Below are 16621 nucleotides of genomic sequence, written 5' to 3'. Positions count from 1 at the left end.
CGATGGTCCCACGCAGCCCGGCCGCCCGAAAACGACACCACGGGAGCCAATTGGCCACCCGGGTAGAGTTCGACAACTACAAAGCGTCATACTTGCGGATGTGACCAGCGCTGTAGGGACCTCGGGTACTGCGATCACGTCCAGAGTGCATTCGCTGAATCGCCCCAACATGGTCAGTGTCGGCACCATAGTGTGGCTTTCCAGCGAGCTCATGTTCTTTGCCGGCCTGTTCGCGATGTACTTCACCGCGCGGTCGCAGTCCGGTGGGAAGTGGCCGCCGCCGCCCACCGAGCTGAACCTGTATCAGGCCGTCCCCGTGACGCTGGTGCTGATCGCGTCGTCGTTCACCTGCCAGATGGGCGTGTTCGCCGCCGAGCGCGGCGACGTCTTCGGCCTGCGCCGGTGGTACGTGATCACCTTCCTGATGGGCCTGTTCTTCGTCATCGGCCAGGGCTACGAGTACTACCACCTGGCCACCCACGGGACCACCATCGCCGGCAGCGCGTACGGCAGCGTCTTCTACCTGGCCACCGGCTTCCACGGCCTCCACGTCACCGGCGGGTTGATCGCATTCATCTTCCTGCTGGTCCGCACCACGATGACCAAGTTCACCCCCGCACAGGCGACGGCCAGCATCGTCGTCTCCTACTACTGGCATTTCGTCGACATCGTGTGGATCGCGCTGTTCGCCGTGATCTATTTCATCCGTTGAGCCCGCGGCTCCGAATACTGGAATGAACAGGAGAGCTCGGTTGAAGAAGCTGGGGTCCATGCGAAACCGCAAGTCGGCCAGCCCGCGCAGTGACCGCTCGCGGCGCCGCCTTCGCCGCCGGTTGTCGGGCGGACTGCTGCTGCTGATCGCGCTGACGATCGCCGGCGGACTGGCCGCCGTCCTCACGCCGCGGCCACAGGTGGCCGTGGCCGACGAATCGGGCTCGGCCACGCTGCGCACCGGCAAGCAGCTGTTCGAGACCTCGTGCGTGTCCTGCCACGGCGCCAACCTCCAGGGCGTCCCCGACCACGGCCCCAGCCTGATCGGCGTCGGCGAGGCGGCCGTCTACTTCCAGGTGTCGACCGGCCGGATGCCCGCCATGCGCGGCGAGGCCCAGGCTCCCCGCAAGGAGCCCATCTTCGACGACGCCCAGGTCGACGCGATCGGCGCCTACGTCCAGGCCAACGGCGGCGGCCCCACCGTCGAGCGCAACCCGGACGGCAGTCTCGCGATGCGGTCGCTGCGCGGGCAGGACCTGGGCCGCGGCGGCGACCTGTTCCGGCTGAACTGCTCGTCGTGCCACAACTTCACCGGCAAGGGCGGCGCCCTGTCGTCCGGCAAGTACGCACCGCCGCTGGAGCCCGCCAACGAGCAGCAGATCCTGGCCGCCATGCGGACCGGGCCGCAGAACATGCCCAAGTTCTCCGACCGCCAGCTGTCCCTGGACGCCAAGAAGGACATCATCGGCTACGTCAAGGCCGTGACCGAGGAGCGCCAGCCGGGCGGCTACGGCCTCGGCGGGTTCGGTCCGGCGCCCGAGGGCATGGCCGCCTGGATCATCGGGATGGTCGCGGCCATCGGGTTGGCACTCTGGATTGGGGCACGAGCATCATGAGCGACTCAGGCACCGTTCACGGCTCCGACACCGACAAGGGCGGGGGTTCGGGCGAGCCGGACCAGGCCGCGCTGGCCGCGATGTCGCGCGAGGAACTCGTCGCGCTCGGCGGCAAGCTCGACGGGGTCGAAACCGTCTTCAAGGAGCCGCGCTGGCCGATCGAGGGCACCAAGGCCGAGAAGCGCGCCGAGAAGTCGGTGGCCCGGTGGCTTTTGCTGGGCGGCGGGTTCGGCCTGGCGCTGCTGCTCGTGTTCCTGTTCTGGCCGTGGGAGTACAAGCCGAAGGAGGCGGCGGGCAGCTGGTTCTACACCCTGGCCACCCCGCTGTACGGCCTGACGTTCGGCATGTCGATCCTGTCGATCGCCATCGGCGTGGTGCTGTACCAGAAACGCTTCATCCCGGAAGAGATTTCGATCCAGCAGCGGCACGACGGCGCCTCCCGCGACATCGACCGCAAGACGGTACTGGCGAACCTCGGCGACGCCCTCGAGGGCTCCACGGTGCGGCGCCGCAAGCTCATCGGGCTGTCGCTGGGCATGGGCCTGGGCGCGTTCGGCCTGGGTACCCTCGTCGCGTTTGCCGGCGGCCTGATCAAGAACCCGTGGAAGCCGGTGGTGCCCACCGCCAGCGGCAAGAAGGCCGTGCTGTGGACGTCGGGCTGGACCCCGCGCTACCCCGGCGAGACCATCTACCTGGCCCGGGCCACCGGCGACTACACCGGGGCGCCGTTCATCAGGATGCGACCCGAGGACATCGACGCCGGCGGCATGGAGACCGTCTTCCCGTGGCGCGAGTCCGACGGCGACGGCACCACGCCGGAGTCGCAGGAGAAGCTCCGGGCGATCAACCAGGGCGTCCGCAACCCCGTGATGCTCATCCGCATCCGGCCGGGCGACATGCAGCGGGTCGTCAAGCGGCAGGGCCAGGAGAGCTTCAACTTCGGCGAGTTGTTCGCCTACACGAAGGTGTGCTCGCACCTGGGCTGCCCCGCATCGCTGTACGAGGAGCAGACCTACCGGATTCTCTGCCCGTGCCACCAGTCGCAGTTCGACGCGCTGCACTTCGCCAAGCCGATCTTCGGCCCGGCGGCGCGCGCTCTGGCGCAACTGCCCATCACAATCGACACCAATGGGTATCTGGTCGCCAACGGTGACTTCGTCGAGCCCGTCGGACCGGCATTCTGGGAAAGGACGACAACATGAGTCCACGGCTGAGTCCCCCGAAGATCGGTGACGTCCTGGCCCGTCAGGGCGAGGACATCGACACCCGCTACCACCCGTCGGCTGCGGTCCGCAGGCAGCTCAACAAGGTCTTTCCGACCCACTGGTCGTTCCTGCTGGGCGAGATCGCGATGTACAGCTTCATCGTGCTGCTGCTCACCGGCGTTTACCTGTCGCTGTTCTTCGACCCGTCGATGGCCGAGGTCACCTACAACGGCGTGTACCAGCCGCTGCGCGGCGTCGACATGTCCAAGGCCTTCGCGTCCACGCTCGACATCTCGTTCGAGGTGCGCGGCGGCCTGTTCGTGCGCCAGGTACACCACTGGGCGGCACTGCTTTTCGCCGCCTCGATCATGGTGCACCTCGCGCGCATCTTCTTCACCGGCGCGTTCCGGCGGCCGCGTGAGGCGAACTGGGTCATCGGCTCGCTGCTGCTGATCCTGGCGATGTTCGAGGGCTTCTTCGGCTACTCGCTGCCCGACGACCTGCTCTCGGGCATCGGGATCCGGGCGTCGCTGTCGTCGATCACGCTGGGGATGCCGGTGATCGGCACCTGGCTGCACTGGGCGCTGTTCGGCGGCGACTTCCCTTGCGGCGGTGTGGGATACGAATGCGCCACCAACGGCTACATCATCCCGCGCATGTACGCCCTGCACATCCTGCTGCTGCCGGGGATCATCCTGGCGCTGATCGGGCTGCACCTGGCCATGGTGTGGTTCCAGAAGCACACCCAGTTCCCCGGACCGGGCCGCACCGAGCACAACGTGGTCGGCGTGCGGGTCATGCCGATCTTCGCGGTCAAGTCCGGCGCGTTCTTCGCCGCGATCGTCGGCGTGCTCGGCCTCATGGGCGGCCTGCTGCAGATCAACCCGATCTGGAACCTGGGGCCCTACAAGCCATCCCACGTCTCGGCCGGATCGCAGCCCGACTTCTACATGATGTGGACCGAAGGCCTGGCCCGTGTCTGGCCGCCTTGGGAGTTCTACTTCTGGCACCACACCATCCCGGCCCCCGTCTGGGTGGCGCTGCTGATGGGCCTGATCTTCATCCTGCTGATCGTCTACCCGTTCCTGGAGAAGCGGTTCAGCGGTGACCATGCCCACCACAACCTGCTGCAGCGGCCGCGGGACGCCCCGGTGCGCACGTCGATCGGCGCGATGGCGATCGCGTTCTACATGGTGCTCACGTTCAGCGCCATGAACGACATCATCGCGCTGAAGTTCGACATCTCGCTGAACGCGACGACCTGGATCGGGCGCATCGGGATGGTGGTCCTGCCGCCGATCGTCTACTTCATCGCCTACCGGTGGGCCGTCGGCCTGCAGCGCAGCGACCGCGAGGTGCTCGAGCACGGCATCGAGACCGGCATCATCAAGCGGTTGCCGCACGGCGCGTACATCGAGCTGCACCAGCCGCTCGGGCCCGTCGACGACCACGGTCACCCGCTGGCCCTGGAGTACCAGGGCACCGCGTTGCCCAAGCGGATGAACAAGCTCGGCTACGGCGGCACCCCGGGTAGCGGCAGCTTCCTGCGCGCCGACCCCGCGTCCGAGGACGCGGCGCTGCGCGAGGCGGCGCACGCGTCGGAGCAACGCCTCCTGACCGCGCTGCGCGAGGAGCAGGCGAGCATCGTCGGTTCGCCCAACGGATCCAACGGGTCCAACGGGTCCAACGGGGAGCACGGCGGGCACTAGCAGTCCCTACAACGACAGTGAGGGCCGCGGCGACGCGGCCCTCACTGTGTTGACGGGGCGGGCTTTCGAGAGTGAATTCACGGCGTTGAGATTGCATCCAGGGCGGGAAATCGGCGGATACGCCGCCCCTAGCGCAGACTCAACGCCAAGGATGCAGACTCGACACCCAGGGTGCACACTCGACGCCCAGGACGCACACTCAACCCCACCGTCCCGAAGACGCGGCGCCCGCCCGGTGAGGCGTCCCGCTAGCGCTCGTCGACCACGCGGCGCAGCTGGCGAATCTGCAGCCACTCCACCACCGGCATCGTCACGGTGACGGCCGCGGCCAGCCCGTAGACGATCCAGGCGGCCGTATCGTGACCGACGGCCATCAGGTACGTCGCCGCGGCGACGGCGATCAGCGCGATGCCGATCGAGCCGGCCAGCAACACGGTGCCGCGCAGCCACACCCGGTCGACCGCGGCGCCGGACCATTCGCTGTCCGGGCCGGCGGACCGGGTCCGCGGCGGGTGCGCACGGTCGAGGCCGGGGCGCACCCCGGCCGGGCCGGGCCGCACCTGCGGCCGGCCCGGGGCGGTCATCGCCTCGGCCGACGGCTCGGCCCGGGCCATCCGCCGGGCCCGCACCAGCACCGGAATCGCCCCGGCGATGATCAGGGCCGAAACGATGATGACGGCGTACAACACCCACGTCGTGTGCGAGTTGCCGGCCACCTTGTGGAAGCCCGAACCGAGGTCGACCAGCGCGACCACGGCAGCCACGCTCACGCCCAGCCAGATCAGCCACACGGCGGCGCACGCGCCGACCAGGATGCGGTCGATGACGTCCGGCGCGATCGTGTCGTCGCCGCGCCGGTATGCGGAGTATTTGCTCACCATCAGCAGCTCGTCTGCGGTCCGTCACCGGAGTTCGACGAGAGCACGGTCCCGTCGCTCGTGGTGATCGAGCAGTTCAGTTTGCTGACCCGGAACAGGCTGGACGCCTCGACCGAGCCGACGTCGGACTGCGAGATCGGTGTGACCGTGATCGACCACGGGATATAGACGTTGTGCTGGGTGCGGCGCCGGCCGGAGGCGTCGACGTAGGTCACCGAGATGATGTCGCCGGGCGCCTTGGTGCCCGTCACCGAGTAGGTCACCTGTCGCGGCCCCGCGGGAGTGGTGGGCGGAGGCGGCGCCTTGGTGGTCGTGATCTCATCTTGCGTCGGCGGCGTCGACGCCGTGGTGGTGGTGCCGGGGTTGGCGAGCTTGCTGGTGTCCGTCCGCGTCACCAGCAGCGACACCGAGACCACAAGCGCGATCGCGGCCACGATGGCGGCCCACCCCACCACCCACGGCCAGCGCGGGGCGCGGTGTTCGTCGTCGAAGTCCGCCGAGTCGTCGTAGCCGTCGTAGTCGTACAGCCGGAGGTCGGCCGGCACGTAGGGGCCGGTGACGAAGTGCTCGGACTCCGGGGCCGAGTACGCCCGCGAATATGCGTCGGTCTGTCCCGTCTGTTCGACTTCCGCCATTTCGGCGCTGTCGCCGGCCGGTTCTCCGAATGGCTCGGACTCCCCCGCGGGATCCAATTCCTCGTGCGGTTCCCATTCGCCGCCCGGCTCGTGGTCGGCGCTGAGCTCGCTGGCGGAATTGTGTTCCTCAGGTTCGAATTCCGGCGTTTTCGGCCCGCTCATTGTTGCCTGCCCTGTCCAACTGCATCACCAGCGCGCGGGGCTCCGCGGCTACCTCGTTGCGCGCGCGCTTGGGACGTACTCATGGTGCTTGGGCAACCCTACCGAACGGTGCGGAGCAAAGAAGTACGGGCGAAGCCGCACCGAACAAGTGTTGGCCTGATTGTGACCTTTGGCCGCTCGTCAGTGCTTCTCGGGCCCGATGTAGTACTCGAAAACCAGTCCGCCGACGGAGGCCAGGATGAATACCGCACCGGCGGCGAGGAGCCACGGCGGCCACAGCGCGATGCCGACCGCCGCCACCGAAGCGGACAGCGCAATCAGGATCGGCCACCAGCTGTGCGGGCTGAAGAAGCCCAATTCGCCTGCGCCGTCACTGATTTCGGCACCCTCGTAGTCCTCGGGGCGGGTGTCGATCCGGCGCGAGACGAACTGGAAGAAGGTGAAGATGATGAAGGCCAGGCCGGCGGTCAGCGCCAGCGCGGTAGCGCCGGCCCATTCGGTGCCGCCCGTGGCGAACAGCGCGGTCAGGACGATGTACAACACCGTCGCGAAGATGAAAAAGCCGAAGATGAAGCCGAACAGCCTCGCTTCGATACGCATTGGGGAAGTCCTCTCACCTACTGGCTTTGGGTCATTTCGCCGCGGCGCGTGTCGAATGGGTGGGTCGTCACCGCAAGTGGGGGCTGCGCGATCGCCTGCAACGCCTCGGCGTTGGTCTTGCCGTCGATCCGCTGTTGCAGGTAGGCCTTGAAGTCGTTGGGCGACACCGCCCGGACTTCGAAGTTCATCATCGAGTGGTAGGTGCCGCAGAACTCGGCGCAGTGTCCGACGAATGCGCCCTGCTTGGTGATTTCGTCGACCTGGAAAACGTTGACGGAGTTGTTCGCCTCGGCGTTGGGAATTACGTCGCGCTTGAACAGGAATTCCGGCACCCAGAATGTGTGGATCACGTCCGCCGACGCCAGGCGGAATTGAATGCGCTTGCCGGTCGGCAGCACGAGAACGGGGATTTCCGTGGCCGTCCCCAGGGTCTCCACCTTGTCGAAGTTCAGGTACGTCCGGTCGGTGGTGTTGAGCCCGCGGATGGGGCCGACGCGCTCCTCGCCGTGGGCGTCCTTGCCTTCGGGCTTGGACACCATGGCGGCCTTACGCGCCTCGTCGGCGCCTTCGTAGTTGAGGGTGCCGTCCTTGAACTTGACGCTCTGGTAGCCGAACTTCCAGTTCCACTGGAAGGCGGTGACGTCGACGACCACCTCGGGGTCCTTGTCGACGTGCAGCATCTTCTCCTGCACCACCACCGTGAAGTAGAACAGCACCGAGATGATGAGGAACGGCGTGACGGTGAGCACCAGTTCCAGCGGCATGTTGTAGCCGAACTGCCGCGGCAGGTCGGTGTCGGTCGCCTTCTTGCGGTGGAACGCCGACGACCAGAACATCAGGCCCCAGACGATGACGCCGACGACCAGGGCGGCGATCACCGAGCCGATCCAGAGCTCCCGGTTGTAGTGCGCCTGCGGCGTGATGCCGTCCGGCCAGCCGAAGGCCAGCACGTGCTGCCAGCTGCAGCCGCTCAGGCTCACCGCCAGCGCGCCGAGCACTCCGGCCAGCGCCAACGGGCGAAGACGGCGGGCCAGGCCCCGGTCAGCGCCTCGGGCACGACGCTGGAACCGGCCCTGCGACAAACGGTGCGAACGGACCTGCTCGCGGGGTGTCACGTTGGCGCCTCCTGCTCGGACATCGAATACTACGCAGCGTAGACCACGCCGCTGAGGAGGGCGACGAAACCCCGGCCGGTCGGCCGCCCAGCGCGTCCGGTGCGGCGTCCACGCATGCCGCCGGAGTGCGGCATACTGGGGCGCCGTGTGTGGTCTGTTGGCGTTCCTCGCGGCACCGGCCGGGGGTGAACCGGCCGCGACCGACGACGCCGCCGGTGCGATCGCCCGCTCGTCGCACCTGATGCGTCACCGGGGGCCCGACGAGCCCGGCACGTGGACGGACCCCGACGACGGCAGCGTCGTGTTCGGCTTCAACCGGCTCTCCATCATCGACATCGCGCATTCGCACCAGCCGCTGCGGTGGGGGCCACCCGAGGCGCCCGGCCGCTACGTGCTGGTGTTCAACGGCGAGATCTACAACTACCTCGAACTGCGCGACGAACTGGCCGCCCGCCACGGCGCCGCGTTCGCCACCGACGGTGACGGGGAAGCGATCGTCGCCGGCTACCACCACTGGGGCACCGACGTGCTGACCCGGCTGCGCGGGATGTTCGCGTTCGCGCTGTGGGACACCGTCAACCGCGAATTGTTCTGCGCCCGCGACCCTTTCGGTATCAAGCCGCTGTTCATGGCCACCGGCACCGGCGGCACGGCGGTGGCCAGCGAGAAGAAGTGCCTGCTCGACATCGCCGATCTGGTCGGGTTCGACACGGCCATCGACGAACGGGCGGTGCAGCACTACACGGTTCTGCAGTACGTGCCGGAGCCCGAGACGCTGACCCGCGGCGTGCGCCGCCTGGAATCGGGCTGCTACGCCCGCATCCGCCCGGGCCGGCCGCCCGAAATAACCCGCTACTTCGCGCCGCGCTTCGCCGCCACGCCGATCTCCCGCGACACCGAGCAGGCCCGCTACGACGAGATCACCGCCGTTCTCGAGGACTCGGTGGCCAAGCACATGCGGGCCGACGTCACCGTCGGGGCGTTCCTGTCCGGCGGCATCGACTCCACGGCCATCGCGGCGCTGGCCATCCGCCACAACCCCCGGCTGATCACGTTCACCACCGGTTTCGAGCGGGAGGGCTTCTCCGAGATCGACGTCGCGGTGGCCTCCGCCGAGGCGATCGGCGCCCGCCACATCGCCAAGGTGGTGCACCCGGACGAATTCGTCGCCGCCCTGCCCGAAATCGTCTGGTACCTCGACGAACCCGTCGCCGATCCCGCGCTGGTGCCGCTGTTCTTCGTCGCCCGGGAGGCCCGCAAGCACGTCAAGGTGGTGCTGTCCGGGGAGGGCGCCGACGAGCTGTTCGGCGGCTACACGATCTACCGGGAACCGTTGTCGCTCAAGCCGTTCGACTATCTCCCCCGGCCGCTGCGCCGGTCGATGGGCAAGGTGTCGCGGCCGCTGCCCGAGGGGATGCGCGGCAAGAGCCTGCTGCACCGCGGCTCGCTGACCCTCGAGGAGCGCTACTACGGCAACGCCCGCAGCTTCTCCGACGCCCAGCTTCGCGACGTGTTGCCGGGGTTCCGCGACGAGTGGACCCACACCGACGTGACGGCGTCGGTGTACGCCGAGTCGGCCGGCTGGGACCCGGTGGCCCGCATGCAGCACATCGACCTGTTCACCTGGCTGCGCGGCGACATCCTGGTCAAGGCGGACAAGATGACCATGGCCAACTCGCTGGAGCTGCGGGTGCCGTTCCTGGACCCCGAGGTGTTCGCCGTCGCCTCCCGGCTGCCGGTCGACGCCAAGATCACCCGCACCACCACCAAGTACGCGCTACGGCGGGCTCTCGAGCCGATCGTTCCGGCGCACGTGCTGCACCGGCCCAAGCTCGGGTTTCCGGTGCCGATCCGGCACTGGCTGCGCGCGGGCGAGCTGCAGGAGTGGGCCTATGCGCTGGTCGCGGCGTCGCGGGCCGGGCAGGCCGGTCAACTGGTGGATCTCGACGCCGTGCGCCGCATGCTCGACGAGCACCGCAACGGCGACGCCGACCACAGCCGCCGGCTGTGGACGGTCCTGATCTTCCTGCTCTGGTACGCGATCTTCGTCGAGCACAGCGTGGTGCCGCAGATCAGCGAGCCGGTCTACCCGGTCCAGCTCTGACGGCGAGCAGACACACAAGCACACGAAAACCGGCGTGTCGCTGTGCTTTTGGTCTGCCCGCCGGGCGGTTAGCCGGCCAGGGCCGTGCGAGCAGCCGAATCAGGCGAGGACCGCGGTGATCTCGGCGGCCGCGTCGTCGCCGTAGGCGCCCGCCAGCCGCGTCGCCGCCACCTCGTGGTCCCAGGCCCATTCCTGCGTGCCGGTCGACTCCAGCACCAGCACCGCCACCAAGGAGCCGAGTTGGGCCGAACGCTCGAGGCTCAGGCCGGCGCTGCGGCCGGTGAGGAAGCCGGCCCGGAACGCGTCGCCGACGCCGGTGGGGTCGACCTGGCTGGTCTCGGGCACGACGTCGACGTGGGTGGTGGTGCCGTCGGGTTCGACGATGTCGACGCCCTTGGGGCCCAGCGTGGTCACCCGCAGCTCGACCTGCGCCATCACGTCGGCCTCCGTCCAGCCGGTCTTGGACAGCATCAGGTCCCACTCGTAGTCGTTGGTGAACAGGTACTTGGCGCCGTCGACCAGCGTGCGGATCTCGTCCCCGGACAGCCGGGCGAGCTGCTGGGACGGGTCGGCGGCGAACGGCAGCCCGAGCGAGCGGCACTCGTCGGTATGCACGCGCATGGCGTCGGGGTCGTTGGCGCCGATGATCACCAGGTCCGGTTTCCCGACGCCCGAGACCACGTCGGCGAGCTTGATGTTGCGGGCCTCGGACATGGCGCCGGGGTAGAACGACGCGATCTGGGCCATGTCGACGTCGGTGGTGCAGGTGAACCGCGCGGTGTGCGCGCTCTCGGAGATCAGGACGTGGTCGCAGTTGACGCCGTGCGCCTGCAGCCAGTCGCGGTAGGTCGCGAAGTCCTTGCCGGCCGCGCCGACGAGCGCGACGTCACCGCCGAGCACCCCGATCGCGAACGCGATGTTGCCGGCCACGCCGCCGCGGTGGATCACCAGGTCGTCGACCAGGAAGCTGAGCGACACCTTGTGCAGGTGCTCGGGCAGCAGCTGCTCCGAGAACTTGCCCGGGAACCGCATCAGATGGTCGGTCGCAATCGAACCTGTCACCGCGATCGTCACGAAATCTCCACCCTTCGTTAGCAAGGCTGCCCAGCTTACTCACGCTCAGACGTCCCGAAGTCGTGCGCTAGCCTGCCTAGGGAACTTGCGTTGCCACCGACCCGATCTGGGCGGCAACCGCTCCTGGCCCCGTCCAGCCCCGTCTACCGCCGTAGGAGTACCTCGATGGCCGGTCCGCACCCGCCGAACGACAGTGTCGGCAGCGACGGACCCCAGACTCCCTCGGGTAACGCGCCGCTGGAATACCCGCACGATCAGCCCGGCCCCCCGCCGGCCAATTATGCCGGTCAGGGTGCGCCGGTGCCCTACCCGGCACGACGGTCCAGGCGGCGGCTGGTCATCGGCGTTGCGCTGGCCCTGGCGGTGGTGGCCGCCCTCACGGTCGCGATCGTGTACGGCGTCCGGACCAACGGGGCCAACACCGGCGCCGCCTTCTCCGAGGGAGCGGCCAAGAGCGCGATCCAGAACTACTTCAACGCCCTCGAGCGCCGGGACGTCGACGAGATCGTCCGCAACGCCCTGTGCGGCATGTACGACGGGGTCCGCGACAAGCGGCTCGACCTGTCGCTGGCCCATCAGAGCAGCGACGCGTTCCGCAAGCAGTTCTCCGAGGCCGAGGTGACCTCGATCGACAAGATCGTCTATCTGTCGCAGTACCAGGCGCAGGCGCTGTTCACCCTGCGGGTGTCGCCGCTCTCCTCGGGGCCGTCGCACGACCAAGTGCAGGGCATCGCCCAGCTGCTGTTCCAGCGCGGGCAGATCACGGTGTGCTCGTACGTGCTGCGCACCGGCGCGTCGTACTAGCGCCGCTCAGCTGACCTCAGTTGAAGGAGTCGCCGCAGGCGCAGGAGCCGGTGGCGTTGGGGTTGTCGATCGTGAAGCCTTGCTTCTCGATGGTGTCGACGAAGTCGATGGACGCCCCCTCGACGTAGGGCGCGCTCATCCGGTCGACGGTCAGCGTCACGCCGGAGAACTCGGCGGTCAGGTCGCCGTCCAGCGTCCGGTCGTCGAAGAAGAGGTTGTAGCGCAGCCCGGCGCAGCCGCCCGGCTGGACCGCGATGCGCAGCGCCAGGTCGTCGCGCCCCTCCTGGTCGAGCAGGGACTTCGCCTTGGCGGCGGCGGCCTCGGTCAGGATCACGCCGTGGGTCTTGGCGGTCGACTCGTTTTGCACCGTCATTGCTTCTCCTACATGCCTGATGGTTTGAGTGGATGCCCGCGCAAGCCGCGCCGGGGTGTCACCCACTCCCTCAACGGTACCTTGCAGGACCGCTATTCCCGAGCCTCGCCGCCACCTGTGAGGCCAATCCCATCAGCTGATTGGCGGCGTCGGCCTGCGCCAACCGCACCGAGCCCGCGTAGTCGGCGATCGACAACGCCGACATGATGCCCGACGAGCGCACCACCGAGTTCTCGAGGCCCACCTGGCCGGCCAGCACGATCACCGGAATGCCGAGCGGACGCGCGAGGTCGACCAGCGCGCCCACCACCTTCCCGTGCAACGACTGCTCGTCGAAGCGGCCCTCACCGGTGACGATCATCTCCGCGGTCTCGAGGTCGTCGGCCAGCAGCGTGTGCTCGGCGATGATCGCCGCGCCCGACTCGCACCGGCCGCCGAGCGCGAGCAGTCCGGCGCCGATGCCCCCGGCGGCGGCCGCGCCCGGCTCGGAGCTGACGTCGCGGCCGGCGAAAGCCTCCAGTTCCAGCGCCCACGCCTCGAGACGGACCTCCAGCTTTGCGACGGTGGCGCTGTCGGCGCCCTTCTGCGGCCCGAACACCCTGGCCGCCCCCCAGGGCCCGATCATGGGGTATTCGGTGTCCGAGGCGGCGATCAGCTCCACGTCGGCCAGCTTCCCGCGGGCCGCCTCGAGGCCGCCGAGCTCGGTGATCATCGCCTGCCCGCCCTCGCTGCAGGCGCTGCCGCCCAGCCCGACCACGATTCGCGTCGCGCCGGCCCCCAGCGCCTCGGCGGTGAGCTGCCCCACCCCCCTGCTGTGGGCCGCCAGCGCCGTCTCCGGGGTGGGCGGGCCGCCCAGCTTCGCCAGCCCGCACGCCTGCGCGCACTCCAGGTACGCGGTCTTCGAGCGTCGTTCGAACAGCCATTCGGCGGTGACCGTGTTGTCGAGCGGGCCCGTCACCCGCAGGCGCCGCCGCTTCTCCCCCAGCCGCTCGGCGAGCACCTCGACGAAACCGGGGCCGCCGTCGGACTGCGGCGCGACGATGAACCGGTCGGCCGGGCGCGACCTGGTCCAGCCGGTCGCGATCGCGGCGGCGGCCTCCACCGCCGACAGCGTGTCGCCGTAGCAATCCGGGGCCACCAGGACCTGCATGGCCGGGAGTTGGAGACGGCCGGGCGCCAGACCGGTGGCGGTGTCATCCGGGGCCATGGTGCCGCTCATCACACGTTGCCGTTCATTACCCGTAAGCGTAGGGGTTCACGGTCGGCTGGCGCATGACTAATACACACGCAGTTGAGGCAATTTCGGGAGGGCCGCCCGGCGAAGTAACCTGGCGACTGTGAAGCTGATGGGCCGCAAAAAGGGCCAGGGCGAAAGCGCCGACGCCGCGCCGGTGGTCGAAGTCGCCACGACGGACACCGGCGGCGCGCGCCGGACGGGCCCCAAGGGCCGGCCCACACCCAAGCGCACCGACACCCGACGCAAGCCGGTCGCGCCGGCGCCGATGACCGCCGCCGAGGCGCGGGCCCGCCGTAAGGCCATGGCCACCAAGCTCACCCGCGAGGAGCGCAGGGCGGACAAGCTGGCCAGCCGCGCCCGCATGACCGAGCGCCGCGAACGCATGCTGGCCGGCGAGGAGGCCTATCTCCTGCCCCGCGACCAGGGACCGGTGCGCCGCTACGTGCGCGACATCGTCGACTCGCGGCGCAATGCGCTGGGCCTCTTCATGCCGTCGACGCTGGTCCTGATGTTCGTCATGTTCGCCGTGCCCCAGCTGCAGCTGTATGTCTCCCCGGCGATGCTGGTGCTGATGGCCGTGATGACCGTCGACGGGCTCATCCTCGCGCGCAAGATCAGCCGGCTGGTCGACGCGAAGTTCCCGAACAACACCGAGAGCCGTTGGAAGCTCGGCCTCTACGCCGCGGGGCGGGCTTCCCAGATGCGCCGCATGCGGGCACCGCGGCCCCAGGTCGAGCGCGGCAGCCGTGTCGCCTGATCGTCGCGCGAAGGCCGTCTGACCGCGGTGCGCACCCTGGTGCTTGGCGGAATCCGTTCGGGCAAGTCACGGTGGGCCGAGGACGCGATCACCCAGGGTCTGCCGCCCGACGGCCCGGTGCGCTACGTGGCGCCGGGGGCCTCGTCTTCAGTGGGTGAGGCCGACCCCGCCTGGGCGCGGCGGATCGCGGAGCACCGCCACCGCCGGCCGGCCCACTGGTCCACGGTCGAAAGCGGCGACGTGGCAACGCAGTTGCGGCGGTCGCCGGATGTCCCCACGCTCGTCGACGACCTCGGCACCTGGCTGACCTGCGCCATGGACCGCGCCGGCGCCTGGGAGGGCGGCTCGGTGGCCGGCCCCGTCGACGAGATGCTCGACGCCATCGGTGATTTCGGGGCCGCGCTGGTGCTGGTCAGCCCCGAGGTCGGGCTGACCGTCGTGCCGGCCACCGCCGCGGGGCGGCGGTTCGCCGACGAGTTGGGCGGCCTCAACCAGCGGGTCGCCGAGCTGTGCGACCGCGTGGTGCTGGTGGTGGCGGGGCAGGCGCTGCCGATCAAGCGGTCGGAAGGCTGATGGACTTCGCGCCGGTGTCGCCGCCCGACGCGGACGCGGCCGCGGCCGCCCGCGCACGGCAGGACACGCTGACCAAACCGCGCGGCGCCCTGGGCCGCCTGGAGGAGCTGTCGGCGTGGGTCGCCGCATGCCAAGGTTGTTGTCCGCCACGCCAATTGGAACGCGCTCGGATCGTGGTGTTCGCCGGCGACCATGGCGTCGCGCGGTCCGGCGTGTCGGCCTACCCGCCGGAGGTGACGGCGCAGATGGTCGCGAACATCGAGGCCGGCGGCGCGGCCGTCAACGTGCTGGCCGGAATCGCCGGGGCGACGGTGCGGGTGGCCGACCTGGCGGTCGACGCCCCGCCGCAGCCGGGCACGGGCACCCACAAGGTGCGCCGTTCCAGCGGGGACATCAGCGCGCAGGACGCGTTGACCGACGACGAGACCAGCGCCGCGATCGCCGCGGGCCGCGCCATCGCCGACGAGGAGGTGGACGGCGGCGCCGACCTGCTCGTCGCTGGCGACATGGGCATCGGGAACACCACACCCGCGTCGGTGCTGGTGGCGGCGCTGACCAACACCGAACCGGTGGCGGTGGTGGGCCTCGGCAGCGGGATCGACGACGCCGGCTGGGCCCGCAAGACGGCCGCGGTCCGCGACGCCCTGTTCCGGGCCCGACGGGTGCTGCCCGATCCGGTCGCGCTGCTGCGCTGCGCCGGCGGCGCGGATCTGGCCGCACTGGCCGGCTTTTGCGCCCAGGCCGCGGTGCGGCGCACGCCGTTGCTGCTCGACGGCATGGCGGTGACGGCCGCCGCGCTGGTGGCCGAGCGCCTGGCGCCGGGCGCGCGGCAGTGGTGGCAGGCCGGTCACCGGTCGACCGAGCCGGCGCACGCGCTGGCCCTCGGGGCGCTGGAACTCGAGCCGATCCTGGACCTGCGCATGCGGCTGGGCGAGGGCAGCGGCGCCGCGCTCGCGGTGCCGGTGCTGCGGGCCGCCGTCGCCACGCTCGCGTCGATGGCAACGTTCGGCGAGGCCGGCGTCTCCGACCGTTCGCCCTCGTGATCCGTTCGCTGGCAAGCGCTTTCGCGTTCGGGACGGTGCTTCCGGTCGGGCGCGGCGGGCACGCGCCGCTGGGCCGCGGCGCGATGACTGCGCTGCCGCTCGTGGGTTGTGCGCTGGGCGCGCTGGTCGCCGGTGTGACGTGGGGCGGCGAGTTGGCGTTCGGCCGGTCCAGCCCGCTGGCCGGGGTGCTGGCGGTCGCCGCGCTGGCGCTCGCGACCCGCGGCCTGCACCTCGACGGCGTGGCCGACACGGCCGACGGGCTCGGCTGCTACGGACCGCCTCCGCGGGCGCTGGCGGTGATGCGCGACGGCTCGACGGGACCGTTCGGCGTGGCGGCGATCGTCTTCGTTGTCTTGTTGCAGGGCTTGGCTTTTCCCGCGCTGCGGCCGGCGGCGATCGTCGTCGCAGTGGCCGCCGGCCGGGTGGCCGCGGTGTTGGCGTGCCGGCGGGCGGTGCCCGCCGCCGAGGGCAGCGCGCTGGGGGCGCGGGTGGCGGCCAGCCAGCCGGCGCCGGTGGTGGCGGCCTGGGTGGCGGTGCTGCTCGCCGGGTCGGCGGCGGCGGGCCCGCGGGTGTGGCAGGGCCCCGGCGCGGCGCTGCTGGCGCTCGGCTGCTCGGCGGCCCTGGTCGCGCACTGCACCCGCCGGTTCGGCGGGATCACCGGCGACGTGCTGGGCGCCGCGATCGAGCTCACGACCACGGTGTGCGCGGTGACGCTGGCGGCGGTGGTGCGGTTCTAGGCCGTCGG

General features: G+C 69.9%; 16 protein-coding genes and 1 pseudogene. 10 read left to right on the top strand and 7 right to left on the bottom strand.

The window, feature by feature from the left end:
• Window positions 1-100: 100 nt before the first annotated feature.
• The 4 genes from ctaE to qcrB are packed head-to-tail and all read left to right on the top strand — an operon-like array spanning window position 101 to window position 4521.
• Window positions 101-712 carry an aa3-type cytochrome oxidase subunit III gene (gene ctaE, locus GPY60_RS05875; protein WP_156686689.1) on the top strand — a complete coding sequence of 204 codons (612 nt, stop codon included), beginning with the start codon at window positions 101-103 and terminating at the stop codon, window positions 710-712.
• Window positions 713-752: 40 nt separating this feature from the next.
• On the top strand, window positions 753-1607 hold the full coding sequence (gene qcrC / locus GPY60_RS05870; RefSeq protein WP_370462651.1) for a cytochrome bc1 complex diheme cytochrome c subunit: 855 nt from the start codon (window positions 753-755) through the stop codon (window positions 1605-1607).
• Window positions 1604-2809 (top strand): cytochrome bc1 complex Rieske iron-sulfur subunit, encoded by a 1206-nt coding sequence (gene qcrA, locus GPY60_RS05865; protein WP_156686688.1) that lies wholly within the window; start codon window positions 1604-1606, stop codon window positions 2807-2809. Before qcrC ends, qcrA begins: the two co-directional genes overlap by 4 nt.
• Entirely contained in the window at window positions 2806-4521 is a 1716-nt protein-coding gene (gene qcrB / locus GPY60_RS05860) for a cytochrome bc1 complex cytochrome b subunit (protein ID WP_156686687.1), read from the top strand. Before qcrA ends, qcrB begins: the two co-directional genes overlap by 4 nt.
• 248 nt (window positions 4522-4769) lie before the next feature.
• Here qcrB and GPY60_RS05855 read toward each other — a convergent pair whose 3' ends face one another.
• The 4 genes and pseudogenes from GPY60_RS05855 to ctaC form a co-directional block, all read right to left on the bottom strand.
• The gene (locus tag GPY60_RS05855; protein WP_156686686.1) at window positions 4770-5402 is read right to left on the bottom strand and encodes a DUF2561 family protein; all 633 of its coding nucleotides are present in this window, start codon (window positions 5400-5402) and stop codon (window positions 4770-4772) included.
• A complete protein-coding gene (locus GPY60_RS05850; RefSeq protein WP_156686685.1) occupies window positions 5402-6196 on the bottom strand; it encodes an MmpS family transport accessory protein in 795 nt (264 codons plus the stop codon). Before GPY60_RS05850 ends, GPY60_RS05855 begins: the two co-directional genes overlap by 1 nt.
• A gap of 180 nt (window positions 6197-6376) precedes the next feature.
• Window positions 6377-6796: a cytochrome c oxidase subunit 4 gene (locus GPY60_RS05845; protein ID WP_156686684.1), complete on the bottom strand. Its 420-nt coding sequence runs from the start codon at window positions 6794-6796 to the stop codon at window positions 6377-6379.
• A 15-nt stretch (window positions 6797-6811) separates the two neighbouring features.
• Window positions 6812-7911: pseudogene (ctaC, locus tag GPY60_RS05840) on the bottom strand (aa3-type cytochrome oxidase subunit II); the annotation flags it as partial.
• Between the two features lie 145 nt (window positions 7912-8056).
• Between ctaC and asnB the strand changes: the two are divergent.
• Window positions 8057-10015, top strand: coding sequence for an asparagine synthase (glutamine-hydrolyzing) (asnB, locus tag GPY60_RS05830; RefSeq protein WP_156686681.1), 1959 nt, complete (start codon window positions 8057-8059; stop codon window positions 10013-10015).
• Between the two features lie 99 nt (window positions 10016-10114).
• On the opposite strand, the gene GPY60_RS05825 is transcribed toward asnB, so the two are convergent.
• Complete coding sequence (locus tag GPY60_RS05825) at window positions 10115-11089, bottom strand: carbohydrate kinase family protein (protein WP_156686680.1); 975 nt, start codon at window positions 11087-11089, stop codon at window positions 10115-10117.
• A 165-nt stretch (window positions 11090-11254) separates the two neighbouring features.
• Here GPY60_RS05825 and GPY60_RS05820 point away from each other — a divergent pair, with 165 nt between their 5' ends.
• Window positions 11255-11893 carry an Rv0361 family membrane protein gene (locus GPY60_RS05820; RefSeq protein ID WP_156686679.1) on the top strand — a complete coding sequence of 213 codons (639 nt, stop codon included), beginning with the start codon at window positions 11255-11257 and terminating at the stop codon, window positions 11891-11893.
• Between the two features lie 16 nt (window positions 11894-11909).
• On the opposite strand, the gene GPY60_RS05815 is transcribed toward GPY60_RS05820, so the two are convergent.
• Both GPY60_RS05815 and GPY60_RS05810 read right to left on the bottom strand, forming a co-directional pair.
• A complete protein-coding gene (locus GPY60_RS05815; RefSeq protein WP_156686678.1) occupies window positions 11910-12266 on the bottom strand; it encodes a HesB/IscA family protein in 357 nt (118 codons plus the stop codon).
• A gap of 70 nt (window positions 12267-12336) precedes the next feature.
• Window positions 12337-13416: a glycerate kinase family protein gene (locus GPY60_RS05810; RefSeq protein ID WP_156686727.1), complete on the bottom strand. Its 1080-nt coding sequence runs from the start codon at window positions 13414-13416 to the stop codon at window positions 12337-12339.
• Window positions 13417-13603: 187 nt separating this feature from the next.
• On the opposite strand from GPY60_RS05810, the gene GPY60_RS05805 reads away from it, so the two are divergent.
• From GPY60_RS05805 to GPY60_RS05790, 4 genes are read left to right on the top strand one after another with little or no spacing between them, the layout of a single operon-like run.
• A complete protein-coding gene (locus GPY60_RS05805) occupies window positions 13604-14260 on the top strand; it encodes a DUF3043 domain-containing protein (RefSeq protein WP_231639369.1) in 657 nt (218 codons plus the stop codon).
• A 27-nt stretch (window positions 14261-14287) separates the two neighbouring features.
• A complete protein-coding gene (locus GPY60_RS05800; protein WP_156686677.1) occupies window positions 14288-14833 on the top strand; it encodes a bifunctional adenosylcobinamide kinase/adenosylcobinamide-phosphate guanylyltransferase in 546 nt (181 codons plus the stop codon).
• A complete protein-coding gene (cobT, locus tag GPY60_RS05795) occupies window positions 14830-15876 on the top strand; it encodes a nicotinate-nucleotide--dimethylbenzimidazole phosphoribosyltransferase (RefSeq protein WP_197283554.1) in 1047 nt (348 codons plus the stop codon). The genes GPY60_RS05800 and cobT overlap by 4 nt, the downstream gene beginning before the upstream one ends.
• Window positions 15873-16613, top strand: coding sequence for an adenosylcobinamide-GDP ribazoletransferase (locus GPY60_RS05790; RefSeq protein WP_156686675.1), 741 nt, complete (start codon window positions 15873-15875; stop codon window positions 16611-16613). The genes cobT and GPY60_RS05790 overlap by 4 nt, the downstream gene beginning before the upstream one ends.
• Window positions 16614-16621: the final 8 nt, after the last annotated feature.

Origin of the sequence: Mycobacterium sp. Marseille-P9652, assembly GCF_902652685.1 — a bacterium.
In the GTDB taxonomy this organism is placed as follows: domain Bacteria; phylum Actinomycetota; class Actinomycetes; order Mycobacteriales; family Mycobacteriaceae; genus Mycobacterium.
The sequence above is the reverse complement of the archived record's forward strand: the minus strand, read 5'-3'. Positions and strand labels throughout refer to the sequence as shown.